At 59.7% G+C, this 25879-nt stretch carries 24 protein-coding genes; 9 read left to right on the plus strand and 15 right to left on the minus strand.

Annotation, left to right across the window (positions count from 1 at the left end; all coding sequences use genetic code 11):
* Together WD429_RS02000 and lptF are read right to left on the minus strand one after the other, a co-directional pair.
* Nucleotides 1–600: LptF/LptG family permease (locus WD429_RS02000; protein ID WP_368420503.1), on the minus strand; the 600-nt coding region annotated here is incomplete at its 3' end.
* Nucleotides 597–1694, minus strand: a complete 1098-nt coding sequence (gene lptF / locus WD429_RS02005) for an LPS export ABC transporter permease LptF (protein WP_368420504.1) — start codon at nt 1692–1694, stop codon at nt 597–599. The genes lptF and WD429_RS02000, both read right to left, overlap by 4 nt.
* Nucleotides 1695–1828: 134 nt before the next feature.
* On the opposite strand from lptF, the gene WD429_RS02010 reads away from it, so the two are divergent.
* From WD429_RS02010 to WD429_RS02030, 5 genes are all read left to right on the plus strand, one after another.
* Nucleotides 1829–3325: a leucyl aminopeptidase gene (locus WD429_RS02010; RefSeq protein WP_368420505.1), complete on the plus strand. Its 1497-nt coding sequence runs from the start codon at nt 1829–1831 to the stop codon at nt 3323–3325.
* On the plus strand, nt 3312–3815 hold the full coding sequence (locus tag WD429_RS02015) for a DNA polymerase III subunit chi (protein ID WP_368420506.1): 504 nt from the start codon (nt 3312–3314) through the stop codon (nt 3813–3815). Before WD429_RS02010 ends, WD429_RS02015 begins: the two co-directional genes overlap by 14 nt.
* A gap of 168 nt (nt 3816–3983) precedes the next feature.
* The gene (locus tag WD429_RS02020) at nt 3984–6836 is read left to right on the plus strand and encodes a valine--tRNA ligase (protein WP_368420507.1); all 2853 of its coding nucleotides are present in this window, start codon (nt 3984–3986) and stop codon (nt 6834–6836) included.
* Nucleotides 6837–6841: 5 nt separating this feature from the next.
* On the plus strand, nt 6842–7762 hold the full coding sequence (locus WD429_RS02025) for a ketopantoate reductase family protein (RefSeq protein ID WP_368420508.1): 921 nt from the start codon (nt 6842–6844) through the stop codon (nt 7760–7762).
* Nucleotides 7755–8312: a cob(I)yrinic acid a,c-diamide adenosyltransferase gene (locus WD429_RS02030; RefSeq protein WP_368420509.1), complete on the plus strand. Its 558-nt coding sequence runs from the start codon at nt 7755–7757 to the stop codon at nt 8310–8312. Before WD429_RS02025 ends, WD429_RS02030 begins: the two co-directional genes overlap by 8 nt.
* A gap of 14 nt (nt 8313–8326) precedes the next feature.
* Here WD429_RS02030 and WD429_RS02035 read toward each other — a convergent pair whose 3' ends face one another.
* The 4 genes from WD429_RS02035 to WD429_RS02050 form a co-directional block, all read right to left on the minus strand.
* Complete coding sequence (locus WD429_RS02035) at nt 8327–10357, minus strand: methyl-accepting chemotaxis protein (protein WP_368420510.1); 2031 nt, start codon at nt 10355–10357, stop codon at nt 8327–8329.
* Nucleotides 10358–10479: 122 nt separating this feature from the next.
* Nucleotides 10480–11367 (minus strand): histidine kinase, encoded by an 888-nt coding sequence (locus WD429_RS02040; protein WP_368420511.1) that lies wholly within the window; start codon nt 11365–11367, stop codon nt 10480–10482.
* A complete protein-coding gene (gene ampD, locus WD429_RS02045; protein WP_368420512.1) occupies nt 11367–12008 on the minus strand; it encodes a 1,6-anhydro-N-acetylmuramyl-L-alanine amidase AmpD in 642 nt (213 codons plus the stop codon). The genes WD429_RS02040 and ampD overlap by 1 nt, the downstream gene beginning before the upstream one ends.
* Before the next feature lie 70 nt (nt 12009–12078).
* Entirely contained in the window at nt 12079–14280 is a 2202-nt protein-coding gene (locus WD429_RS02050) for a DUF1631 domain-containing protein (RefSeq protein ID WP_368420513.1), read from the minus strand.
* A gap of 262 nt (nt 14281–14542) precedes the next feature.
* Here WD429_RS02050 and nadC point away from each other — a divergent pair, with 262 nt between their 5' ends.
* Complete coding sequence (nadC, locus tag WD429_RS02055; protein WP_368420514.1) at nt 14543–15382, plus strand: carboxylating nicotinate-nucleotide diphosphorylase; 840 nt, start codon at nt 14543–14545, stop codon at nt 15380–15382.
* Nucleotides 15383–15389: 7 nt separating this feature from the next.
* On the opposite strand, the gene WD429_RS02060 is transcribed toward nadC, so the two are convergent.
* From WD429_RS02060 to WD429_RS02080, 5 genes are all read right to left on the minus strand, one after another.
* A complete protein-coding gene (locus tag WD429_RS02060; RefSeq protein ID WP_368420515.1) occupies nt 15390–15728 on the minus strand; it encodes a YqcC family protein in 339 nt (112 codons plus the stop codon).
* A 13-nt stretch (nt 15729–15741) separates the two neighbouring features.
* Nucleotides 15742–16539: a ParA family protein gene (locus tag WD429_RS02065; protein ID WP_368420516.1), complete on the minus strand. Its 798-nt coding sequence runs from the start codon at nt 16537–16539 to the stop codon at nt 15742–15744.
* Between the two features lie 81 nt (nt 16540–16620).
* A complete protein-coding gene (hda, locus tag WD429_RS02070) occupies nt 16621–17319 on the minus strand; it encodes a DnaA regulatory inactivator Hda (RefSeq protein WP_368420517.1) in 699 nt (232 codons plus the stop codon).
* A complete protein-coding gene (locus WD429_RS02075; RefSeq protein ID WP_368420518.1) occupies nt 17316–17873 on the minus strand; it encodes a CDP-alcohol phosphatidyltransferase family protein in 558 nt (185 codons plus the stop codon). The genes hda and WD429_RS02075 overlap by 4 nt, the downstream gene beginning before the upstream one ends.
* A 24-nt stretch (nt 17874–17897) precedes the next feature.
* On the minus strand, nt 17898–19169 hold the full coding sequence (locus WD429_RS02080; protein ID WP_368420519.1) for a DUF2066 domain-containing protein: 1272 nt from the start codon (nt 19167–19169) through the stop codon (nt 17898–17900).
* A 154-nt stretch (nt 19170–19323) separates the two neighbouring features.
* On the opposite strand from WD429_RS02080, the gene purM reads away from it, so the two are divergent.
* From purM to WD429_RS02095, 3 genes are all read left to right on the plus strand, one after another.
* A complete protein-coding gene (purM, locus tag WD429_RS02085; protein ID WP_368420520.1) occupies nt 19324–20388 on the plus strand; it encodes a phosphoribosylformylglycinamidine cyclo-ligase in 1065 nt (354 codons plus the stop codon).
* Entirely contained in the window at nt 20385–21059 is a 675-nt protein-coding gene (gene purN / locus WD429_RS02090; RefSeq protein ID WP_368420521.1) for a phosphoribosylglycinamide formyltransferase, read from the plus strand. The genes purM and purN overlap by 4 nt, the downstream gene beginning before the upstream one ends.
* Nucleotides 21060–21137: 78 nt before the next feature.
* A complete protein-coding gene (locus WD429_RS02095) occupies nt 21138–21890 on the plus strand; it encodes a DUF3108 domain-containing protein (RefSeq protein WP_368420522.1) in 753 nt (250 codons plus the stop codon).
* Here the strand turns inward: WD429_RS02095 and WD429_RS02100 are convergent.
* The 4 genes from WD429_RS02100 to apbC all read right to left on the minus strand — a co-directional run bounded on the left by WD429_RS02100 (nt 21887) and on the right by apbC (nt 25727).
* Nucleotides 21887–23158: a valine--pyruvate transaminase gene (locus tag WD429_RS02100; RefSeq protein ID WP_368420523.1), complete on the minus strand. Its 1272-nt coding sequence runs from the start codon at nt 23156–23158 to the stop codon at nt 21887–21889. The genes WD429_RS02095 and WD429_RS02100 overlap by 4 nt on opposite strands.
* Nucleotides 23159–23222: 64 nt before the next feature.
* Nucleotides 23223–23822: a YjaG family protein gene (locus WD429_RS02105; RefSeq protein ID WP_368420524.1), complete on the minus strand. Its 600-nt coding sequence runs from the start codon at nt 23820–23822 to the stop codon at nt 23223–23225.
* Nucleotides 23819–24385 carry a dCTP deaminase gene (gene dcd / locus WD429_RS02110; RefSeq protein ID WP_368420525.1) on the minus strand — a complete coding sequence of 189 codons (567 nt, stop codon included), beginning with the start codon at nt 24383–24385 and terminating at the stop codon, nt 23819–23821. Before dcd ends, WD429_RS02105 begins: the two co-directional genes overlap by 4 nt.
* Before the next feature lie 241 nt (nt 24386–24626).
* Nucleotides 24627–25727: an iron-sulfur cluster carrier protein ApbC gene (apbC, locus tag WD429_RS02115; RefSeq protein ID WP_368420526.1), complete on the minus strand. Its 1101-nt coding sequence runs from the start codon at nt 25725–25727 to the stop codon at nt 24627–24629.
* Nucleotides 25728–25879: the final 152 nt, after the last annotated feature.

Below are 25879 nucleotides of genomic sequence, written 5' to 3' on the forward strand. Positions count from 1 at the left end.
CTGCCATTGGTCGCCCTGCCACACCGCCCGCCGCGCACTGACGGCCTCGAGCAGCTGCTGCCCCTCGAAGCGGTAACGGGTCAGGTCGAGCACGGTGTCATCGGCGCGAATGGCCCCGAAGCGGTAGAAACTGTCGCCCTCGCGTTGCCAACCGCCGCGCTGGGTGACCACGGCACCCTCGCCCTGCACTTGCTCCAGCCGCCAGGCGCTGGCGAACTGCTCGGTACGCGGACTGACGTACTCGGCGACCAGCAGCAGCAGCACGACGACCAGCAGTACCGGCTTCATCACGCCCCACAGGATGCGGGTCAGCGAGCGCCCGGCGGCGCGCATCACCGTCAGCTCGTTGCTCGAGGCCATGCTGCCCAGTCCGATCAGCGCGCCGATCAGCACGCCCACCGGAGCATACTGATAGAAGCGCCAGGGCAGGCGCATCAGCAGGTAGACGAAGACCTGGAAGGCGCCATAGTCGCCCTCGATGTCGCCCAGATCGTTGATGTAGGTGATCACCAGGTCGAGCCCCAGCAGCACCACTTGCACTACGAGGATGGCGCCGAGCACGTGGCGGGCAATGTAGCGGTCCAGACGGTCGGTGATCATCCGCTCATCCCCTTGCGCTGTGCATTGGCCATCATCGCCAGACCGAGGGCCAGAAACCCGGCGTGTATCGGCCACATGCCCACCGCCACCGACAGGCTGCCGCGGCCGATGGCGTCCAGTGCGGCGAGCAGCAGGCTGAGGTAGGCGATATGCAGGAAGATCGCCGGCAACAGCTTGGCGAAACGGCCCTGGCGCGGATTGACGCGAGACAGCGGCATGGCCAGCAGCGTCAGCACGAATACCATCAGCGGCATGCTCAGGCGCCACTGCAGCTGTGCCTGGGCCTCCGGGTCGTCGTCATCGATCAGCGCGGCGGTGGTGGCGTACTCCGGCGAGAACAGCTCGGCGCGATCCTCGGCCCGCGACAGGCGCACGGCATAGGTCTCGAAGATCAGCCGCTCGGCCTGATGGCGGCCCGGCTCGACGCTGTAGCGCTCGCCGTCGGCCAGCACCAGAAAGCGGCTGCCCGTCTCGTCGTCGACCACCTGATAGCCCTCCTCGGCGCGGGTGACCACGCTCTCGGGGGTGCCATCGCGGCGCTGCTGGCGTTCACTGATGAACACATTCTGCATGCGTGTGCGATCGTCGTTGTAGGCCTCGGTATAGGCGGTACGACCACCGCCGAAATCCTGAAAGCGCCCCGGCGCCAGGGCCGAGAAATCGATCTGGCTGCGCTGATCCTCGATCATTATCTCGTTCTGCAAGGCGCCGGCCGGCGTGAGCAACAGGCTGCACAGCCCCACCAGCACCGCCACCACGGCGGCCGGCACCAGGCTCACCTGCAGCAGCTTGAGCGGGCTGATCCCGCAGGCCACCAGCACGGTGATCTCGCTGTTCAGATAGAGCTGACCGTAGGCCAGCAGAATGCCCAGGAAGAACGCCAGCGGCAGGATCAGCTCCAGGAAGCCGGGCAGATGAAAGAGCATCAGGGTGCCGAGAATGCTCGCCGGGATCTCGCCCTCGGCGGCATTGCTGAAGTAGCGAATGAAGCGACTGCCCATGATCACCAGCAGCAGCACGCCGGCGACCGCCGTCATGGTCAGCAGGATCTCGCGGGTCAGGTAACGAAAGATGATCATCCAGCGGCCTTCCATGCATTCGGGCCATGCGTTGGGTACACTGACGTGACACGGCCGAGTGCCGGCATTATCCAGATTCCCTCTTTTTTTGTAACCCTTGGGCTTGTAACCCCGGACCGTAACCCTATCGCTTGTCTTGTGGAGACACCATGGAATTCCCAGTTCAGACCGCCAACCCCGTCAAGACCGAGACGTCCTGTCTCGTGGTACCGGTGTTCAAGGACGGCGATCTGTTGCCCACCGCGGCCAAGCTCGACGACGCCACCGAGCGCCTGATCGGCCAGCTGATCGAGCGCGGCGACTTCGAGGCCAAGCTGGGCAATGTCCAGTTGATCCCCTTCGCGCCGGGCATCGGTGCCGAGCGCCTGCTGCTGGTGGGCCTGGGAGAACGCGACAAGCACCGGGAAGGTGCCTTCCGCAAGGCGCTGGATGCCGCCTTCACCGCCCTGGCGCAACTGCCGGTGGACGATGCCGCCGTGGCCTTCACCGATGTGCCTCTGCCCGAGCGCGCCTGCGGCTGGAAGGCCCGCATGGTCGCCGAGGCGACACATCGCGCCGTCTACCGCTTCGACGAGTTCAAGTCCGAGAAGGCCCCGCGTTCGCCTCTCGAGCAGGTGACCTTGCTGGTCAGCGAGAGCGGCGATTCCGCGGCTGCCCGCGAAGGGGCGCGCATCGGAGACGCCATCGGCGAAGGGGTCGCCTACACCCGCACCCTGGGCAACCTGCCGGCCAACGTGTGCACGCCGCGCTACCTGGCCGAGCAGGCCGAGGCCCTGGGTGCGGCGTCGAACGGCGCGCTGTCGGTCGATATCCTCGATGAAGAGGCGCTGGAGCGCCTGGGCGCCAATAGCCTGCTCGCCGTGGGCCGCGGCAGTGCCGAGCCGTCGCGGCTGATCGTGATGAGCTACCAGGGCGCGGAAAGCCCCGATGATGCCCCGCATGTGCTGGTGGGCAAGGGCATCACCTTCGACACCGGCGGTATCTCGCTCAAGCCTGGGGCGGCCATGGACGAGATGAAGTTCGACATGTGCGGTGCCGCCAGCGTCTTCGGTACCGTCAAGTCGATACTCGCCATCAAGCCGAAGCTCAACCTGGTCTTCGTCGTCGCCTCGGCCGAGAACATGCCCGACGGACGCGCCGTCAAGCCCGGCGACATTCTCAAGACCCTCAAGGGGCTCACGGTCGAGGTGCTCAATACCGACGCCGAGGGACGCCTGGTGCTGTGCGACGCCCTGACCTACGTCGAGCGCTTCCAGCCGGCGAGCGTGGTCGATATCGCCACCCTCACCGGGGCGGCCATTGTGGCGCTTGGCCACCACGCCACCGGCCTGCTCGCCAACGACGACGACCTGGCGCTCGACCTGCTCGAGGCCGGCACCACCGCCTGGGACCGCGCCTGGCATCTGCCGCTGTGGGACGAGTATCAGGAGCAGCTCGACTCCAACTTCGCCGATCTCGCCAATATCGGCGGCAAGCCGGCGGGCACCATCACCGCCGCCTGCTTCCTATCGCGCTTCGCCGACCAATTCCCCTGGGCGCACCTGGACATCGCCGGTACCGCCTGGAATTCCGGCAAAGCCAAAGGCTCCACCGGCCGCCCGGTACCCCTGCTGGTCAACTACCTGATGTCCCATGCCGGAAAATAACCTGGACCCCGGCAGCCCCGCTGCCGGTTCGTCCGGACAGGACGACCAGAACCAGCGCTACTGGTTCCACATTCTCACCCAGGACACCCCTGCTGCCCGCAACCTCCACGCCGCAAAACTGGTGGACAAAGCCTGGCAACAAGGCGACCGCGTCTGCATCGTGTGCGATACCGCAGGACACGCCGAAGAACTCGACGATCTGCTGTGGAACCTCAGCCCCGACGCCTTCATTCCCCACAGCGTCGTCCCCGATTCTGCCGCCACCTGCACCGATCCGGTTGGCATCCTGTTATGTCCGCCCGTTGCTGAGGACTGGGATACCGTGATCATCCTCTCGGCGACCTTGCCGGCGGGTGCGGATCGGTTTAAACGGCTGGCCTTGGTCGCGCACAACGACCCGGCGGTGCTGGATCAGGCCCGATCGCATTTCAAGCAATTGCGGGCGCTGGGGATTGAACCCCGGGTGCATGATCAGAGGAAGCGCGGTTAGTTTTTGTCGGGTTACGCTTCGCTAACCCGACCTACGCTTTAAGCCCCTTTGCTCCTGCGATACGCACTAGGTCAGATTTGCGGAGTTCGCCGCACCCCCGGTGACCATGTATAATCGGGCCTCTCAATTTTCCCTTGTGAATCAACCAAACGGTCATCGCAGAACCCCATGGAAAAAACCTACCAGCCAGAAAACATCGAGCGCCAGTGGTACGAAAACTGGGAAGCCAAAGGCTACTTCCGCCCCAGCGGAGAAGGTGAGTCCTACAGCATCGCCATACCGCCGCCCAACGTTACCGGCAGCCTGCACATGGGCCATGCATTCCAGCACACCATCATGGACACCCTCGCCCGCTTCAAACGCATGCAGGGTCGCAACGCCTTGTGGACCGTTGGCACCGACCACGCCGGCATCGCCACCCAGATGGTGGTCGAGCGCAAGCTGGCAGCGGAAGAAGACAAAACCCGCCACGACCTGGGCCGCGAAGAATTCATCAAACGCATCTGGGACTGGAAGGAGCATTCCGGCGGCACCATCACCCGTCAGATCCGCCGCCTGGGCAACTCCGTGGACTGGAGCAATGAACGCTTCACCATGGACGATGGCTTCTACAAGGCCGTGCAGGAAGTGTTCATCCGTCTGTTCGACGAAGGCCTGGTCTATCGAGGCAAACGCCTGGTTAACTGGGACCCGAAGCTGCACACCGCCATCTCCGATCTGGAAGTGGAGAACAAGGAAGAAAAGGGCTTTTTCTGGCACCTGCGCTACCCACTGGCTGACGGCGCAAAAACCCAGGACGGCAAAGACTACGTGGTCGTCGCCACCACTCGCCCGGAAACCCTGCTGGGCGACACCGCCGTTGCCGTACACCCGGACGACGAACGTTATCAACACCTGATCGGCAAGCACGTGATGCTGCCGCTGGCGAATCGCCGGATTCCGGTTATCGCCGATCACCACGCCGACCCGGAGAAAGGTTCCGGCTGCGTAAAAATCACCCCGGCCCACGACTTCAATGACTACGCCGTTGGCAAACGTAACGACTTGCCGATGATCAACGTGATGACCCAGGATGCCAACATCCGCGGCGTGGCCGAAGTATTCAACGCCGACGGCACCGAAAACACCGAGCTGGACGGCACCCTGCCCGCCGCATACGCCGGCCTCACCCGCGAAGCAGCCCGCAAGCAGGTCGTCGCCGACATGGAAACCGCCGGGCTGGTTCACCAAGTTGAAGACCATGTGCTGAGCGTGCCCCGCGGTGACCGTTCCGGCCTGATCATCGAGCCCATGCTCACCGACCAATGGTTCGCCGACGCCAAAACCCTGGCCAAGCCCGCCATCGAAGCGGTGGAAGACGGTCGCATCCAGTTTGTGCCCAAACAGTACGAAAACATGTATTTCTCCTGGATGCGCGACATCCAGGACTGGTGCATCTCCCGCCAGCTCTGGTGGGGCCACCGCATCCCGGCCTGGTACGACGCCGAGGGCAACATCTATGTTGGCCGCAACGAAGACGAAGTGCGCCAGAAGCACAGCCTGTCCGCCGATCTGCAACTGAAGCAGGACGACGACGTACTGGATACCTGGTTCAGCTCCGCCCTGTGGACTTTCGGCACCCTGGGTTGGCCGGAAATCACCGAGCGCCTGAAAGCCTTCCATTCGACGGATGTGCTGGTGACCGGTTTTGACATCATCTTCTTCTGGGTGGCCCGGATGATCATGATGACCATGCACTTCATGAAAAACGAAGACGGCACCCCGCAGGTGCCCTTCAAAACCGTTTACGTCACCGGCCTGATCCGTGACGAGCACGGTGATAAAATGTCCAAATCCAAAGGCAACGTCATTGACCCGCTGGACATGATTGACGGCATTGCACTGGACGACCTGCTGGAGAAACGCACCGGCAACCTGATGCAACCGAAACTGGCCGAAAAGATCGGCAAACGCACCCAGAAAGAATTCCCCGAAGGCATCTCCGCCCACGGTACCGACGCCCTGCGCTTCACCCTCGCTGCCATGGCCACCACCGGCCGTGACATCAACTGGGACATGAAGCGCCTGGAAGGCTACCGCAACTTCTGCAACAAGCTGTGGAACGCCGCCCGCTACGTGCTAATGAACACCGAAGGCGAAGACTGTGGCGTCAACGACGAGCCGGTAGAGTTGTCTCTGGCCGACCGCTGGATCATCAGCGAACTGCAACACTGCGAGCAGGAAGTGATCCGTCACCTGGAGCAGTACCGTTTTGACCTGGCCGCCTACGCCTTGTACGAGTTCATCTGGAACGAATACTGCGACTGGTATCTTGAGCTGTCCAAGCCCGCGTTGAGCGACCACAGCGCCAGCCCGGAAGCCAAGCGCGGCACCCGCCGCACGCTGGTGCGGGTACTGGAGGCGGTATTGCGCCTGGCGCACCCGATGATGCCGTTCATCACCGAGGAAATCTGGCAACGCATTGCGCCCCTGGCCGGCAAGAGTGGCGACAGCATCATGCTGCAGCCTTTCCCGGAACCGGATGCCAGCAAGCAGGATGACGCGGTTTCCGCTGACATTGAGTGGTTGAAAGGCGTGATCGTCGCCGTGCGCAACATCCGTGGCGAGATGAACATTTCCCCGGCGAAGACAATCCCGGTGCTGCTACGCAGCAAGAACGCCGAAGACCAGCGCCGCATGGAAGACAACCGCCAGTTCCTGGGCTCGCTGGCCAAACTTGAAAGTCTGGAATGGCTGGGGAACGACAAAGCCCCCATGTCCGCCACCCAACTGGTGGGTGACATGGAAGTGCTGGTCCCCATGGCCGGCCTGATCGACAAAGACGCGGAACTCAAGCGGCTCGACAAGGAGCTGGAGCGCCTGCAAAAAGAGATTGGCCGCCTCGAGGGCAAGCTGGGCAATGAAAAATTCACGGCCAAAGCGCCAGCGGAGGTCGTCGAGAAGGAACAGGAAAAGCTCCGCGACGCCCAAGGCAGCCAGGACCGCCTGAGCCAGCAACGGGCCGACATCGAGGCCATGTAAGCGGTATGATCGCCATTCTCGGTGCAGGCTCTCTGGGGCGGCTGTGGGCCGCCTTGTTGCCAGCTGGCCGGGTGGCGTTCATTCCTAGGCCGGATAACAAAGCTTCCGCCTCGAGCCTCGCCTATCGTTTCCAGTCGATTAGCGGCGCGATATCGACGGTCCGGGTACCCTGGCTAGCCGTTGGCGAGCAACCTGAACTCATCCTGACCACCACCAAAGCCGGCGACACCACCGAAGCCATGGCGGGCGTGATCGACCGGTTTTCGTCAGACACACCGGTCATCCTCTTCCAGAACGGTCTCGGCAGCCAGCAGGCGGTCGCCGCACGATGGCCGGATCGCCCGATACTGGCCGCCAGTACCACCGAGGGAGCCAATCGGCCGGAGCCCAAGCTGCTGGTCCACGCCGGCACCGGTCATAGCTGGGTCGGCCCGATGACAGACTCCGCCTGCCATCACCTCAATACGGTCGTGGCGTTGCTGAGCACCAGCGGGCTGACCGTTCACCCAGACGCCAATATTCTCCAGCGCCTGTGGCAAAAACTGGTCATCAATGCCGGCATCAATCCCTACACCGCCCTGCTGGACTGTCCAAACGGCGAAATTCTTGCGTCGTCGCTGTACCAGGACACCATTGACGACCTGTGCCGTGAACTCGCAGAGCTGATGCAGGCCAGTGGTCACCACGAAGAATCAGCTCCCGCCACCCTTCGCCAGCAGATAGAAAAGGTGGCGCGCAGCACGGCCAAGAATACGTCGTCCATGCGCGCCGATGTGCGCCAGGGTCGCACCACAGAGATCCACTACATCAATGGTTACCTGGTCAATCTGGGCAAAGAACTCGGGATCGAGACACCGGTGAACCAAATGCTGACAGAACGGGTAACACTATTGTCGTCACATCAACAGGAGCAGACCGATGGGTAATCGCCTTTCCAAGATCTACACCCGCACCGGAGATGATGGCTCCACCGGGCTGGCCGATGGCAACCGCATCGCCAAGAATGCACTGCGTGTTGAAGCCATGGGGACCGCCGATGAACTGAACTGCCATATGGGTCTATTGATAGAAACTCTGGACAGCGACAACGAGCTGGTCGAAAGCTTCCGCCGAATTCAGCATCATCTGTTTGATCTGGGCGGTGAGTTTGCGATTCCGGGCAGCCGCGTGATTGGCGACGACCATATCCAATGGCTGGAGAACACCCTGGACCACCACAACGAAGACTTGCCCGCGCTGAAAAACTTTATACTGCCCGGCGGCAGCCCCGCCGCAGCGCAGTGCCACCTGGCCCGTGCCGTGTGCCGAAGGGCGGAACGTGTGGTTGTGGCACTGGGCCACGAAGACTCCATTAATACCGCCTCACGCCATTACCTGAACCGGCTTTCTGATCTGCTGTTTGTCATTGCACGGGTATTGGCACGGCGGGAAAACGGAGAAGAAATTCTGTGGGAACAGAAAAAATCCGGCCTCTGAGACCGGATTTTCAGTCAGACCTTGAAGGCGTCGACCAGGCGCTGAAGTGACGCGGTCAACTCCGACATCTGGCGAGAGGAGCCGAGCGTTTCTTCCGCATTGCGGGCGGTCACCTGCCCCAACTCGCTGATCTGCTCGACGCTGTCGTTCACGTTCTTCGACACCGCCGACTGTTCCTCGGCCGCCTGAGCGATCTGATGGCTCATATCCACGATGGTCGATATGCCCTGGGCGATGCGGTCCAGAGCTTCCGTCACCTCGGAGGATTTACGGACAGTGGTTGCCGTCACTTCGTGGCTGTTGGTCATCGCGGAGACGGCGTCCTTCACGCCGCTTTGCAGCCGCGAAATCATCCCTTCAATCTCTTCCGTCGATTTGTGGGTTCGCTGGGACAGGGACCGCACCTCGTCAGCAACAACCGCGAAGCCCCGGCCCTGCTCACCTGCCCGGGCTGCCTCGATGGCCGCATTCAGGGCCAGCAGGTTGGTTTGCTCAGCGATGGCTTTGATTTCGACCAACACCTGGCTGATATTGTCACTGTCCGAGCTGACCCGGTTGATCACTTCCACCGCACCGGCAATCTCGGTCGCCAGCCGGTTGATGGTTTCAACCGTGTCCGCAACGACCTCACGGCCCTTATCGGTATCGCGCTCGGCGGTACCGGCACTATCCGACACCCGATGCGCGCTTTCCGTCACTTCGTGCACGGCTTCGACCATCTGGGTCATGGCCTCGTTGATCTGGCCGGACTCTTCCATCTGGCGCGCCACCGCGTCGCTGTTCGCGGACGCTGTATCCTTCACGCGGGTCGCCTGCTGGTCCACGTCAGAGGCGGTGCTAGTCACCGAACGCACCAGCTCAGCGATCCGGTCCGTCATATTGTTGAACTCTGTGGTCAGCTCACCAAGCTCATCACGGTTATCGAGCTGGATATGCGCCGTCATGTCACCGGCGGCAACTGTTCGTGCGGCTTTACTGAACTGGTTGATGGCGGTTCGCACCGACATGAAGAAACCGATGTACAGATACACCACAATCAACAGGATCAGGACCAGCGCCACGACAATCAACTGACGCTGTCGAATTTCGCCTTGCAGCCGGGAATCGAGATTGCTGCCCACCACATCGAAAACCGACGCTTTCAGGTCTTCGTAATGCGCCAGTTCTCCGGCAACGAGGCTATCAAATTCCTGCCAGGGCAGCTCAAGACGCATCGGCGTAATAATGTTCTGGTCCAGTTCATCGCGAACCACACCCAGACTGTTGTTGATATTCTTCACTGCGTTACCGGCACCTGCTGAGAGCTGAGGCGAGGAGTCCAGGGCAACGGCGAGCGCGGGCTCCAGCAACGAGCTACGGTTGGTCAGTTCGTCATAAATTTCGTTCAGCGCATCACTGAGGCCGTGGCCGACCTGCCCTTCAACCAATGCAAACGTGCCGAAAGAGCGGGCCCGCCCGACGACATGCCTGGCGTCTGGCAAGGACTCACGAACCAGCCCGAGCAGCAATAAATTATCCCGGGAGGCATCCTGTCCGAGACCCGAAATCTCGATCGTTGCAGACAGCATGGCCCGGGCCTTCTGAACGAATTCCTGGTAGTACTTGAACTGGGGGTCAATATTGCCCTGATAGCTGTCAGACGATTGCAGCGCTTCCCAGTCTTCCTTCAGCTGCGCAATCTGCTGGCTCCAGTTGCCAGAAGTATCAAAAGCCGGTGTGCGGGAGAACAGTTCGTCAAGGATACCGCTGATGGTCTCGCCCGCCTCATCCGAACGAGACAGCAAGGCATTCTCATCCCTGGTTTTGCCCGGAGCGCGGTAATCACGATAGTCAAAGGCGGCATCCAGAAGGTGATCCACCTGCTCGAGCTGGGCCAGACCTTCCACGCCCCGGGTCATGGTATCAACCGAGCGGTTCAGCTCACTGATAACGAGCCATGACAGGCCCACGATCGGAAGCAGAAACAGCACACTGATCAGACTGAATTTGTAGAACATTGGCAGCCGGTTCATCAGTGCCACTGCAGGTTTTATAAGTTGTTTCACGTTGGCCCCGCACAGTGCATCTAAAAGATGGATAGTTATTCCTTTTTTATATTGTCGCCTAAAGTCTTAGAAACTTGAGCTCTTTTTGTTGTTAATGTGTAATATTTTTTATAATCCGAGCGTCAGGCCACCCCGGCAATCACCAACAATGCGATGCCACACACCCACACCAGCATGCTTCGATTCAACAGGTTCCGGATGGCGCTCAGGCTGCGCCCACCAAAACCGGGCCATTCATCCGGATGCACCTGCGAAAAGCGCGCGGGATCAAGTGCGTACCCCGTGAGTGCGCCGTTTGCCGCTCGCATCAGCACCTGGTCGGTACTGGCCACAGGAGAAAACAACAGGGCCCTGGCTTCACTCAGCCAGCCCGCAAGGTCGCCCGCGAGACCAAAAGTGAAGGCCAGCAACCGGGCTGGAATCCAGTTGGCAATTCCTGCAATTCTGGCAAAGCGCGGGCGGGCGGCTGCCTGAGGCCAGTGATCCTGCAGCGCAACCAGGCCACGGGCAAGAAAGGCCAGCCCGATACCACCGACCACATACCAGAACGCCACCAGGAAAAACCGCTCAAACAACGACACCACCAACGTCTTGCAAAGCGACAGATGCATGTCATCCGGAGACAGTGCCGCTCCGCGCTCATTGGCCGGCAGCGCGTCCTTGACGTGATGCCACGCGCCCTGCATATCGCCGCGGCTCCAAGCTTCGCTGTAGGCCGTCAGCAACGGCTTCCAGCCTGGTGCTCCCATCAGCAATAGCAACAACACGAACTCCAGCGGATAAAGCGCGAGCCGCCAACCACTCTCTTTCGCTGCCCATACCAGCCCCATCAGGAGGATCGCGGGCAACACTACCTTGACAAGGCCACGACCCAGTCGCGACTCCTGGCCGGCAGTCGTCTTGCGGCCGGTCTGAAACCAGGATAGCCACAGGTGATCACCAGACAGATAACCTGTCACGTCGAGACGACGGCGAACCAGCCAGGCGAGAAGAAACGTGACCAACACCATCAGGAGGCCCCTCCGGCATCCGCCAAAACGGCTTGCAACCGGCGACGGTAATGGTGCCAGTCAAACGCCGGGCCCGGATCGGTCTTTCGGCCGGGCGCGATATCACAATGGCCGGTTATTCGCTCACTGGTGATAATGGGCCATACCTTCATCACTAATGCAGACAGCTCAGCCAGGCGCTGATACTGGGCTTCGGTGTAGGGGGTGTCGTCGGTTCCCTCGAGCTCTATGCCAATGGAAAAGTCATTGCACTCTTCCTCACCCTGAAAGCTGGAGCGCCCGGCATGCCATGCCCGGTCAAGGAAGCTGACAAACTGCACCACATTGCCGTCACGGCGGACCAACGCATGCGCGGACACCTTCAGGTCGGCAATGGATTCAAAATAGGGGTGTTCAGAGGGGTTCAGGCAGTTGCAGAAAAGGTGCTCAATCGCGTCACCGCCGAACTGGCCAGGTGGCAGGCTGATGTTATGGACCACCAGAAGCGAGATCACAGCATCCTCCGGGCGCGGCCCGAAATTGGGTGACGGGCACCACCGGACCGGCGCAACCCGGCCGGTTTCGCGCAGGTGATCAATCGAGGTTCTGGTAAGGAGCGCCAGGTCGTGGTTCCGGCTTTGAGTCGAATCAGGCAAGGTCATTCCAGCGGGTTTGTTGCTGTTGCTATGTGCCCTGATTGAAGCACAAACTTGCCCCGGTTGCTACGCTGTCTCAGTCCTTGCGGCTGGTTCTCAGGTTGTCGATGATGGATTCCAGCGCGCGGTCGAAGATCAGCCCATCATCAAGCAAGGTGATTTCGTTGCAGGCCATGGCCGTGGCCAGAGACTCACGCTGGTACTCAGCGACCTTGCCACCACTGCGGTTCACGAAGATGTATTTACCGGTTGCCTTGATAAGCGCTGCCAGCTTGCAACGGGTTTTAACACCCTCCCTGCTGAGTTCAATCCAGGACCCTACCCGCAGCCGGTCAGCTTGCTCAAGCCATGACAGATCGACAGAAGGCGATTCCTCGAGTCGCTCCATGACGGTGTCCAGTTCCGGCTCTGGCTGGGCTGGCATTTCCATCTTCGGCTGCTGTGGTGCCGGTGCAGAACGGGTAGTGACCAGTTGCTGGAACACATCAACGTGGGCCAATTCCAGATCCCGAATAAACGCGTCGGTGGCAAACGGGTCCCAGGAAATTTCCTGCAGGGCGCGGCGCAGATTGTCCACGATCGATGGGATCGACCGCAGCAATTCTGCCCGAGTGTCATTGGTTACTGGGTGCGGGTCCAGGCTCCAGATCAATTTATGGGACAACTCCACCGCCTTTTTCCAGGCGTCGCTGTCCGCACCTTCTCGCAGTATCGTCCACTGTAGATACTTGCTCCAGGCTTCTGACAATAGTGCCTGAACGGGCTCCGGCAACTCGCGCCCTGCGGTGGCGTCGGCGATCAGACGGTTAACAGAATCCGCAGCTCGTTCCTGCCTCGCCCGCCCTTCTTCGGCATCCCGCAGGCGCTGCTCTACCAGCTCACGTCGCCGACGATCCAGGTCCATGAAATGACTGAAGTCATTCAGCAGTTCCTCGAACAGACCAACGTTGTCGATGAACTCGTTGAGCACACGGCTTACCACGGATTCGATTTTCTCCAGCAGCAGATCCCGTTGCCCGCTCTCTTTCTCAGCCCAGCCGATCGCCGACATGGCCAGTTCATTCAGCAGTTTGCGAACCGGGTGCCCTCCCCGGTTGAAAAAATTCTTATCACTCAGCGCCACCTTCAGAACCGGGATCTGTAGCCGGCCAATCAACACTTTCATCACCGGATGAAGCTGTCGATCTTCGAGGATAAAATCGAAAAGCATAGAGACAAGATTGATGACATCGCTGTCCACCTGACCGACCGTAAACGCTGTCCCATCCTTTGCCCTGAGTACCGGCGCAAGCTGTTCCGTCAGCGGCGACACCTGCGTGTCGGAAGAGTCTGCCGGACGCGCCTGAACGTCATTGAGTCGAGCCATCAGCGCACCGGTGTCCAGAAACCCCTGCCCACCGGCAATGCTCCCCTCAGCCGCGCCAGAGCGCCCCTGATGCAGCAGGGCACTCAGCTCCGAAAACGTCCCCCCGGACGAACCGGATGTGGTCGCCTGAGCCGCGCTGGTGCCCGCTGACGGGGCCTGACTTTCCCCGCTCTGCGCCTGGCTGCCCCCTTGCGGAGACCGCTGTGCAGGGCGATCGCCCACCGGTAGGCGCTTCATATCGGGCAACACACCTTCCGTAATGAGCGTTTGATTGGCTTCCTGGTAAAAGCTACCCAGATTGTCCGCCAGCAGCCGGTCAAACAGTTTGAGTACCACCAGCTTGGCCCGGATATCAATATCCAGGTCGGAACAGGCTTCGGCCACACCGCCACAAATCACTTCCGGGCTCAGGGGCATCTGGCTGTCAGACAGTTTGACAGCGGGCATCAGGTGGCTGAAGCGGACATTCAGAAGGCGAATCGCATCGCTGTATTGGCTGCGCAACTTTTGCACAAGGTTCTCGATAGCAACCCGCTGCTCCAGTTCCGAATGGTCGAGCAACGACAGCGAATCCTGGTCCACGTCATCCAGGCTGGCACCTGAGTTGGCGGGATTGAACTTACCCACATCGTTGAAGGCCCGGCTGACGTACTGCAGCATGGACAACGTCATGGCCTTGCGACGCAACCGCATCTCACGCATGGCGTCGAAGTAAGCCGCCTGATCCTCATTGGCGCTGGCTTTGTCCGCCAACTCGAACAACGCATCATCCGCGCGGTCAAAAAAGCCCGCCATCACCTTCTTGAGGGATTGACCAGAAACGTCACGCAGCCGCACCAATGCGTGGGGCAACTCAAACCGGGCCCCGGACTTCTGAGCGCCAAAGTTGACGACTTTGTTATCCTGCGCCATGAGGCTGCTCCGGATGGTGACTGACAACGGAAAAAACACTTTTCGACACTGCATCTTAGGCGGTTGCGACGTCACCTTGTGTCAGAATTTGTCACCTTTTGTGACCGGGCGACGCAGTTCACATTCTAGCAGCCCTCTCACTTTCGCATTCCGCCACCCCCTTCCGGTTTGGCGAATCCGCTGGCTGCCTATAGAATCATTCGTCGGGCCATGCGCCCACAGGATCAGCCACCAACATGCTACGAGAGCCCCGGACCCCACAATGATTCCAGCCGACCTGCTTCGCCAATCCCGTGTTGACTCCGTTGCTTACAGCCTGCGTGAGGATGTGGGCGACGGTGACATCACCGCCCGGCTCATTCCGGCCGACAAAACCGGTAGAGGGCGCGTGATTACCCGGGAATCCGCAGTGCTCGCAGGCCGTGACTGGGTCGAGGAAGTCTTCCGCCAGGTGGACCCGGCGGTGACGCTCACCTGGTTCGCCAGCGACGGTGACCGCATCAGCGCCGACAGCGTGGTGTTCCAGTTTGAAGGGGCGGCGCGAAGCCTGCTGACTGCTGAGCGGGCAGCACTGAACTGGCTGCAAACGCTCTCCGGCACTGCCACCGCCTGCGCAGAGTACGCTGACCGGGTAGCTCATACCGACGTCCGCCTGCTCGACACCCGGAAAACCCTGCCAGGCTTACGCCTTGCCCAGAAATACGCGGTCACTTGCGGCGGCTGCTTCAATCATCGCCTTGGCCTCTGGGATGCATTTCTGATCAAGGAGAACCACATTGCGGCCTGTGGCTCTATTGCTGCCGCCGTCACTGAAGCCCGGAGTATCGCACCGGGCCGCCCAGTGGAGGTGGAAACGGAAAATCTGGATGAACTGGATCAGGCGCTGAACGCTGGCGCTGACATTATCATGCTTGATGAGTTCACACTGTCCGACATGAAGCACGCGGTGGCGATCACTGCGGGTAAAGCCCGGCTGGAAGCGTCCGGCGGCATCAATGCGGACACCCTGGTACCCATTGCAGCAACCGGCGTGGACTACATCTCCATTGGCGCGCTGACCAAGGACCTCAAGGCCATTGACCTGTCCATGCGCCTGGACTAACGGCCCTTCAGGTGTTGCGCGAGAGCAGCCGGTCCATCTCTTCCAGCGCCCGGATAACCGCAGAGCCAGATTCAGGCCGCCCGCGAAAATGCTCTTCTGCCATGGGGGCCATGCCTGACACCTCCGGCAGCGGGCTGCCATTCTCCACCAGCACGCTCATCCGTGCCACAAACACAAATTGTAGCCACTGGGTGAACGACAGGGTATCGAGACAGAAAGGCTGGCTGCTCTGTAACAACTCGGGGGCGGGCGGCTCGTTCTCCCACAGATTGAGCTCACGGAGCGTCAGCTCAATCTGCAGCAGGCTATCGGCAACACTGCCGATCTGGTTGGGCGATTCAGTCATAGGTAATCCGGAGTCAGTCCGCAAGCGGTTCCAGCTCCACGGTCTCGCCGTGCAATACCCGGAACAGGTTTTCGTACTGTTTGGTCAAGGGGTGTTTCGGGGCCATATGAATCAGAGGTTGCCGGCTCTGGTGTGACTCTTTCATTTTGACCGAACTGGACAGGCGCACCGGAAGCATGGGCAGGCCCTCTTCCGTCAGTTCACGAACCAACTGCTTGGGCAAACTTGCCCGCGGCTGGAACTGGTTGGCAATAATACCCTCCACCACCAGGTCCTCGTTATGGTCCTCCTGCAAATCTCGGATCTCATTGAGGAGGTTGTAGAGCGCCTGGCGAGAGAAGTCGTCGCAATCAAACGGAATCAGGCAACGTTGCGCCGCGATCAGCGCCGAACGCGTGTAAAAATTGAGAGCCGGTGCGGTATCAATATAAATCGCATCAAAGGTGTCTCCCAGCTTCTTCAGGGCTTCACGCAACTTGTATATCTTGTGCTTGGCCTCAAGTTTGCGCTCCAGAAAATCCAGTTCGGGGCTGGACGGCATCACGAAGAGGTTATCAAACGGTGAAGCATGAACGAATTCGTCTGGGCGGCGATTGAACACCGTAAACGCCACGGTTTGCTCGAGCATGTCCGCCACGGTATCTCGCAGCTCACTGGCAGGCTTGCCAAGCAGGTAGTGGGTGGAGTTGCCCTGGGGATCAAGATCGACCACCAGCGTGCGCTTGCCCTGGGCGGCGCTGATGGCGGCCAGGTTACAGGTTATACTGGACTTCCCGACACCACCCTTCTGATTGAATACGACTCGTCTCATCTTTCCCCCTGACGCGCTTCCGGCAGGCACTGGCACTGCCAGGCCCCGGTCGTTCGATGTTATTTCAATAATGTATGACGGCTACCATCCCATAACCGACTTCACAAACGGGATAGTCAGCCGCCTTTGAGCCTGCAACGAATTTTCGTCAAGCCGATCCAGCATCGCCAGCAGATCGCCGAGCTTTCGCGGGGCGCGTCGCAGTATGAAACCCGCTACGTCTTCGCCCATAACCAGTCCGCGCTGCTCAGCCCGCGCCATCAATATTCTGAGGCGGTCGTCATCCCGGTAGATACCCAGTTGTATCAGCAAACCATGGGACAGCCGTGAAATCAGGTCAGGCAGAACAAATCCTGAAGACGCCGGGACTTCCGAGATACTGACAACCAGCACGTGGCCATTGTCGAGAACCCGATTGTACAGGTGAAAAACCGCCTCTTCCCACTCTTCCCGGCCGGCAATGAGATTCAGGTCATCAAGACAGATCAGCGCCTGATGCTCAAGGCCCGTCAGTGCTTCTGGCCCGAATGGCAATAACTCCTCAAGACTGACGCATACCGCAGTCTGACCGCGACTCTCGGAAAAATGGCAGACAGCCTGCAATAAATGACTTTTGCCGGTGTCGGCATCTCCGCAAACCACCACCACTGGCACGCCCGACGCATTGCGGCACACCGACTCCAGGCGTGCGGCCGCGCTGGCATTTCTGTCACCGTGGAAGTTATCAAACCGCGCATCGTCACGCAGCCTGACCCCAAGTACCATCTGAGAGGGACTCATGGGCGTTTCACCCTCCAGGCCCGGATGCTCCAGACCACCAGATAGTGGACACCACTAAAAATCGCGGAGGCGGCCACCAGGTATATCCCTGCATTAAGTACCCAGGGCGGCATGAGAAGACCGCCGAGCAAAATAATAATGGCCAGGATTACGAGTATCTGTATCAGGGTGTTGAGCTTGCCTGGGATACTGGGCTCCATTTCAAATCGGCCAACCCAATAATGGAAAGCCAGCCCACCCGCAACAATCAGAAGATCGCGACCAAGAACCAGCGCAAACAGCCAGACTGGCAGAACGCTGGTCAACGTCAGCACCAGGTAGGCGGTGATCAACAACGCCTTGTCCGCCAGTGGATCGGCTATGGCACCAAAGCGCGACTTCCAGTTGAACTGCCGGGCCAGGAAGCCATCAATCGCGTCTGTCGCTGCGGCAACAAAAAAGATACCGAGGGCCAGCCGATACTGAGCAGCCAGCAAAGCTGCTGCGAACGGGATGATCAGCAAGATTCGTAAAAACGTCAGGGCATTCGGTATCCACCGCCAGCGTTCTGACATTAACAGGTTCCCTCCGCCGCTGAATTACTCCGCAACATCCGAGCCGATAACCGATGCGGGCTGCCACCGATAACGAAGAATCTCGTACAGCGATTCAAACGCCTCCTCAGACTCTTCCGCGCCCCCGAGCAAAGGCTGGTAAACAAACAGCGGGTCGGAAACTGAACCGGAAGGGTCCGTCTCCGCGGTTGTGTCGGCCGGTATTTCTTCTTCCGAACGGTTCGATTCTTCCGCATCCGACAAGGGCACCAGGCGGGCGTCCAGGGCAATATACTCCCGCAACTGTTCCAGCTCTCCAGAGAACGCCACCCGCAGCGTAAGCTGATCACCCGCCACTCGTGAAGCCCCAACATCCTGCACCGGGGTAAGGTCATCAAGCACATCGATAATGCTGCCGTAATCCTTCAGATTGCTGACGCCGCTGATAACAATGTCTACTTTCGGTAACTCGTCCACATCGCCGGCGGCTACCGCATAGCGGCTGGCGTAGGCATCGGCCCAGCGCCCAATGACCTTTTCCGCCAATGCCTGTTCCGTGCCGGCGGTAACGGACTGTTCGCCCTCATCCATACCCATGCCATCAAAAATCCACCCGGCCCGCCATTCGCCGCCCGAGCGACTGACCCGAACCAGCGCCATGGCATCGTGACCGATCTCTTCCGAGGACGATTTCACGCGGGCAGTAAATTGGCCCCATATATCGGAAAGCAGCTCCCGGTCCCCCGCCATGTCCCGGGGCGGGAGACTGACAGGTAACCCACGGTCGGACGCAGCCTGCTGAAATGCTTTGGACCAGCGGCTGTCTCCGCCACCACTGCTTTCATCGTCAGAATCCTGAACGGTAAGCAGGGTTCTCGTGCCCCGTTCCTCAACCGCGACCCAGGCCAGGGTTAACGGGCGGTTGGCTCCCCAAACCGGCGCATCAACCGACGCCAGAGCGCTGTTAACGCCAACGGCACCGAAAGTCATGCGCAAGCGGTCGCCATCATCACTGCGTAGAAACTGATAGGACTGCAAAAGCGACTCTGCGTCATCCAAACGTTCCGCCACACCTGCGTTGTCGAGTACTTCCCGGCTGCCAGACACCCGCACAAATACTTTTTCAAGGCCGTCAGCATACCCCTGCTTCAGCTCACCGGGCTGCGATCCCTCAACGGGAACCTCAATTGAATAGAGGCCGCTCACCGTCACCGCACCGGCCGGCGCTGCAATCAGAGCCGCGAGGCTGCCGGTAATCAGCAGTGTCTGTCGGAACGCGCGCGCTGCCTGTGTCGAAATTCGTCCTGATAATGACATGAAACACCCTGCAATTCGCTTGAATGGCGCATAGGATACACCAAGGCCCAAGGCGTGAGTAGCTAACGGGGATTTCGGAAAATCAATTTGGAGCGCCACCCGTCACCTGTTAAAATCCGCGACCTGACCCACTGGCCAAACGGTTAAGCACACCATGAGCGAACAGAAGCCCTCCCTCACCTATCGTGATGCCGGCGTAGACATCGACGCCGGAAACGAACTCGTCAACCGCATAAAGGACACGGCAGCACGCACCCGCCGTCCTGAAGTGCTCGGAGGACTCGGCGGTTTCGGTGCCATGGTGGCGATACCCGCCGGATACCACGAGCCGGTGCTGGTGTCCGGGACCGACGGTGTCGGCACAAAACTGCGCCTGGCCATGCAATTGGATAAGCACGACTCCATCGGCATAGACCTGGTCGCCATGTGTGTAAACGATCTGGTCGTGGGCGGCGCTGAGCCACTGTTTTTTCTGGACTACTACGCAACGGGCAAACTGAACGTTGAGGTGGCGACCCAGGTGGTCGCCGGCATTGGCGAGGGATGCGAGCAGTCGGGTTGCGCACTGGTCGGCGGCGAAACCGCCGAAATGCCGGGCATGTACGAGGGCGATGATTACGACCTGGCCGGGTTCTGCGTTGGTGTGGCGGAGCGCAGCGAAATTATCGATGGCAGCCGTGTCCAGACCGGAGACGTCCTTCTGGCGCTAGGCTCATCAGGCCCCCACTCCAATGGCTACTCGCTGATTCGCAAGATCATTGAGGTCAGCAACGCCGACCTGTCCCAGCCGATCGGAGACGTGTCACTGGCGGAAGCACTGCTGGCCCCTACCCGTATTTATGTAAAGAACCTGCTACAACTGATTCGCGAAGTAGACGTTCGTGCTCTGTCGCACATCACCGGCGGCGGGCTTCCGGAGAACATTCCCCGGGTATTGCCCAATGGCGCTGTGGCCGCCATTGATACCGGCAGCTGGAGCCTGCCCCCGGTCTTCCAGTGGTTACAGAATGCCGGCGGCGTTGCCAGTGAGGAAATGTACAGAACGTTTAACTGTGGTATTGGCATGGTGGTTTGCGTGGCGGCCAACCAGAAAGACCTGGCCCTCGACACACTCAATGCCATGGGCGAGAAAGCCTGGCAGGTGGGCGTCATCGAAAGTGCGGATGACGCATCGGCGAAACCCGTTGTTCGGTATGCACCGGGGTTGCTCGCGGAATGAATGCAGATCCCGCTCCGCTCCCCCGCATCCTGGTTCTCGTGTCTGGCAATGGCACTAACCTGCAGGCACTGATTGATGCCAGTCGCGAACGTGATTTCCCGGGGCAGATCGTCGCTGTGGGCAGTAACCGCCCTGACGCCTTTGCGCTTGAGAGAGCTGCCCAGGCCCACATCGATACCTTCGTGGTCAACCACAAGGATTATGGTTCACGGGAAGAATTTGAGGGTGCACTGATGGCCGAGATCCGTCGCCACAACCCGGACCTGGTGGTACTGGCAGGGTTCATGCGCATTCTCACCACCGATTTCGTGCGCGCGTTGCGGGGAACCATGCTCAACATACACCCGTCGCTGCTGCCCAAATACACCGGCCTGAATACGCATCAGCGTGTGCTGGACGCCGGTGATCCGGCTCACGGTGTTTCTGTTCACTTTGTCACCGAGGAACTGGACGGCGGCCCCGTCGTGGCCCAGGCTGAGGTGACAATGGACCCGGACGATACCGCTGAATCCCTGGCGGAAAAGGTGCAGCAGAAGGAACACCTGCTCTACCCCATCGTTGTTCGCTGGTTCTGCGAGGGTCGCATCCACCTTGGTTCCGACTATGTTCTGTTTGACGGCGAGCTGCTGTCAAAACCCATGCGACTGCCCGACGACCGCGTCACTCATTAAACAGATTGTCATCCTCCCGCCCGCTCCGGCGGGCTACACTGTGCGCATCATGTAGCCTTGCGCAACAGGAGCGACACCATGCCGTTATTCGTTTTTGCCCGACTCTTGGTCGTGTTCACCGCTTGGCTGATGCTGGCGATGACGCCCGCCCCCGCCACTGCATCTGAAACCGAGGGCAAAACCGAGATCCCGCCCCTGCTCCCACTGAAAGCCAGCTACAACGCTTCCATGGACAAGGGCATTTCGCTCAACGGCAGTGCAAGCCGCACGCTGGAAGAGCGCGACGATGGCACCTGGGTTTATCGCACCCGGGTAAACTCATTTATTGCTGACATCGACGAATCCCTGATCCTGCGGTGGCAGGATGGCCAGGTCATCCCGCTGACATACCGCTACGAGCTGTCCGGCTTTCTTATCAAAAACCGGAAAGAGGCCATCGATTTTGACTGGGAGTCGGGAACGGCGACGGGCCACCACGAGGGAGACCGCTTCTCGCTGGAGCTGGAGGACGGTACGCTGGACCCCATGGGCTATCAGCTTCAGCTACACCAGGATATTCGTGCCGGCAAACGGGAAATGGAATATCGGGTCATCGACAAAGGCAGCTACGATACTGACCAGTTTGCAGTGATCGACGAGGAAACACTCCGCACCAGCAAGGGCCATGTTGCCACCATCAAGGCAGAGAAAGTGCGCGACGGTGACAGCAAGCGCCAGACCCTGATGTGGTTTGCCCCGGATCAGGAGTATTTGCTGGTTCGGCTGCTCCAGGTCGAACCGGACGGCAGTCGCTACGAGATCGTTATTGATGAAGCGGAGGTCCGCCGCTAGCCGTTATGATCGGCCCAGACCGCGCGAACTTCATCCGCAATTATTCTCAGGCCCTCCGCCACCCGCTCGTCGTCCTGGGAGTAGGTGACCCGCAGACATTCATGGCGGTGCCTCCAGCCGTCCTCCGGGAGACCGGGGAAGAAATAGTGCCCTGACACTACCAGGACGCCCCGGGCTTTCAGGCGCTGATAGAGCGCCAGGCTGGTGATTGGCAACTCCGGGAACCACAGCCACAGGAACATGGCACCTTCGGGTTTATGCACATACCAGTGTGCAGTATCCTCGCCCATCGCGTGGCGGAACACGGCAACCGCTTTTTCCATTTTGGCCCGGTAAAACGGGCACACCACATCACGGCTCAGTGACAGTATTTCACCGGAGCGCACCAGCGGCTCCGCGATCATTGCACCAAAACTGCCGGTGGCGAGATTCATGATGGCGTTAATCCCTGAAAGCGCCTTAATCACCGGCTCGGCCGCGATGACAATGCCGGTCCGAGCCGCCGGCAAACCAAACTTGGAAAGGCTCAGACATAGAATAATCTGCTCATTCCAGGTCGGCGTGGCCTCCACAAACAACAGGCTTGGGAAAGGCGTGCCGTAAGCTCCATCGACAATCAGCGGCACATCGTGCTGACGGGCCAGTTGCTCCAGCCTGGCCAACTCCTCATCCGTGACGACGTTACCGGTTGGGTTGGTGGGGCGAGACACGCAAATAGCACCGGTTTCACCAGTCACCTCAACCGCGTCAAAATCCACCCGGTACTTGAATTCATGGGCGTCGGTAAACGAAATGTCTGGCTGAACGGCTCGAAACAGCCCCGGCTCCAGGCCGGCATCCGCATAACCAATGTACTCGGGTGCCAGCGGCAGCAGGATGTGTTTACGATGCCCGTCGCCATAGTCACCGCCGAACATGTTAAACAGCATGAAAAACGCGGCTTGGCTGCCGTTGGTCAGCGCAATGTTTTCCGGCTTGAGGCCCCAACCGTACTCCCGGTTCAACAGCTCAACCAGTGATGCTATAAACTGCTTCTCACCTTGCGGCGGATCGTAATTCCCGACCAACCGGCGCATATCAGCAGGGCTCTCGGTAATATCCCCGAGAATATCTTTCACCCGCTGCTGAACCTCTGGAATGTGCCCAGGGTTACCTCCCCCCATCATGATCATGTCATCACCGGAGGCCAGCGCATTGCCCAAATCATCCATTAACGAGGTGATGCCGGCATCGGCGGTAAATTTCCGACCAAAAGCTGAAAGTTTCATGGGCTTACCAATTCAACGGGAGATGATGGGTTCAGTGTAGGACAGAGCGGGGGCGACCGCAGGTTCAGTCGCCCAGTGAAATACCCAGATTGCTGACACCGTCATTGGCGGCCAGCTGGTGCCACCGCTTGACAAACTGACTGGTGGGCGTGCGCTGCCGCTTGAGATCAAGTACGAGGTCTCGCTGGAACGCTTTGTCTTCCTTCATGAGCGGGTGTTGCTCCAGCAGGCGGATCAACCCGTCTTCATCAAGGTCTTCCCCTTCCGACATTTCGACGAAGTTCATGACGGTGGTCGTGGCGATCCCTGAGGCCTCGGTGGCGCGGTGCTTGCCCGGGTTGAGCCGGTTCAGTAGCGCCTGCTCGAGCAACTGGCAAAAATCAAACGCGGGGTATACGCCGTATGCGTAATAGCCGTTTACGTCTGGCGACAGGGCTTCCAGTTTTGCCAGAAGTTGAGGGATGGCCGCCTCGGAGGCGTCTTTCTGCAGCATGTCCCAGCCCAGATCAAGAAGCTGGCGCATTTTGGCACCGGTTTTCAGCCCAACGGCCTCGGCAAACAGGGCGTAGTTGGGAAACGAACGTTCTGCCAGCGCCAGCAGGAATACGCATTCCCGCCAGCCCTGGAGTTGTGACACTGCTTTCAGAAACTGGTTGGCGTTCATGTTCGCGGCAGGGTCACGCCGGTCTGGCCAAGATATTTGCCGCCCCGGTCTTTGTAGCTGGTTTCACAGATTTCATCAGACTCGAAGAACAGCATCTGGGCCACGCCTTCGTTCGCGTAGATCTTGGCCGGCAGATTGGTGGTGTTGGAAAACTCCAGGGTAACCTGCCCTTCCCACTCCGGCTCCAGCGGTGTGACGTTGACGATGATGCCACACCGGGCGTAGGTGGATTTGCCCAGGCAGATGGTCAGCACGCTGCGCGGGATACGGAAATACTCCACGGTGCGGGCCAGTGCGAAGGAGTTGGGCGGAATGATGCAGACGTCGCCGGTGTAGTTGACGAAGCTGTTCTCATCAAAGTTCTTCGGGTCCACAGTCGCGGAGTGGACGTTGGTGAAAATCTTGAATTCACTGCTGCAACGAACGTCGTAGCCGTAACTGGAGGTGCCGTAAGAAATAACACGGCCCTTTTCGGTTTCACGAACCTGGCCGGCTTCGAAGGGTTCGATCATGCCCTGTTCGGCGGACATCCGGCGGATCCACTTATCGGATTTGATGCTCATGGGTGAAGTCTCGTTTTCGCTGGGAAAAATTGAGGCGTAGTCTACCTGTTCCCTTAGAGTCTGTCGAAGCTTCATCCCTTCTGGGACTTGGGGGCTTCGGAGGCAGGAAGGGCGGTCCAAAAACCGCTACGAGCACATCCATGTGCGCTTCTCTCCGGCCATCCATGGCCTCCGAAATTTTTGGACCGCCCTTCCTGCCCCCTCGATCCAACAACGGAGTGGGCTTCCTGCATTCTTGAGACTAATGTTCGGTAACCGATACGCTGGAGATTGATCCGCTCAGATTTCTTTCCCGCGTGGACAGCTCTGCCCCGACCTTCCGCGCTATATCGCGGTAACGGCGAGCCACTTCGGAATCCGGTTCGGCAACTACCGAAGGGGTGCCGCCGTCGGTCTGTTCGCGGATGGTCATGTGCAGGGGCAACTGGCCCAGCAGTGTGGTGTCGTATTCCTCGGCAATGCGTTCGCCGCCGCCATGACCGAAAAGGGGTTCTTCGTGGCCGCAGTTGCTGCAGATGTGAACGCTCATGTTTTCAACCACACCCAACACCGGAATGTCGACTTTGCGAAACATTTCGATGCCTTTCTTGCCGTCCAGCAGGGCGATGTCCTGGGGCGTGGTGACGATCACGGCACCGGTGACGGGGACTTTCTGGGCCAGGGTGAGCTGGATGTCACCCGTGCCCGGGGGCATGTCGACGATAAGGTAATCCAGTTCATTCCACAGGGTCTGCTGCAGCAATTGCATAACCGCGCCGCTGACCATCGGTCCGCGCCAGACCATGGGGGTTTTCTCGGTGACCACGAAGGCCATGGAGTTGGCCTGCAGGCCGTGGGCATCCATGGGAACGAAGTATTTGTTTTCGCGGGTGTCGGGGCGCTTGCCTTCGGGTACACCGAGCATCATGCCGATGCTGGGGCCGTAGATGTCGGCGTCGAGGATGCCGACCCGGGCCCCTTCGGCCTGCAGTGCAAGGGCGAGGTTAACGGCGGTGGTGGACTTACCAACACCGCCCTTGCCGGAGGCAACCGCAATAATATTTTTCACACCAGGCACAGACGGCAGGCCTTTCTGTACTTTATACGAGTGAATTTTCTGGCCAACATGGACGTCGGCGCTTTCAACCCCGTCAACATTTTCCAGGGCGTTGGTGACCAGCTGTTTCAACGCGCCAGCGATGCCTTTGGAGGGGTATGGCAGCTCCACCGTCAGGGTCACTTTGCCCTGGTCGTCCGCGGTCAGGGATTTGACCGCGCCGAGGTCGTAAAGGTCCTGATTGCGGTAGGGGTCGCGGTATTCGCGAACGGCCGCTTGCAGGGCCGGTTCTGAAATCTGGGTCATCGGGCTCTCCGGAAATGGCTCATGCTTGATTTTAAGCACAGAAACGGGTGTTTCGGATGAAAAAAGTCTGGTCGGAAGGTATCATCTGTGCCCGTTTCTGACCATATGGAGTCTTCACCCGGATCAACGGTGGGCTCTGTTTTACCGGTTAA

Origin of the sequence: Marinobacter sp. (assembly GCF_040904845.1) — a bacterium.
In the GTDB taxonomy this organism is placed as follows: domain Bacteria; phylum Pseudomonadota; class Gammaproteobacteria; order Pseudomonadales; family Oleiphilaceae; genus Marinobacter.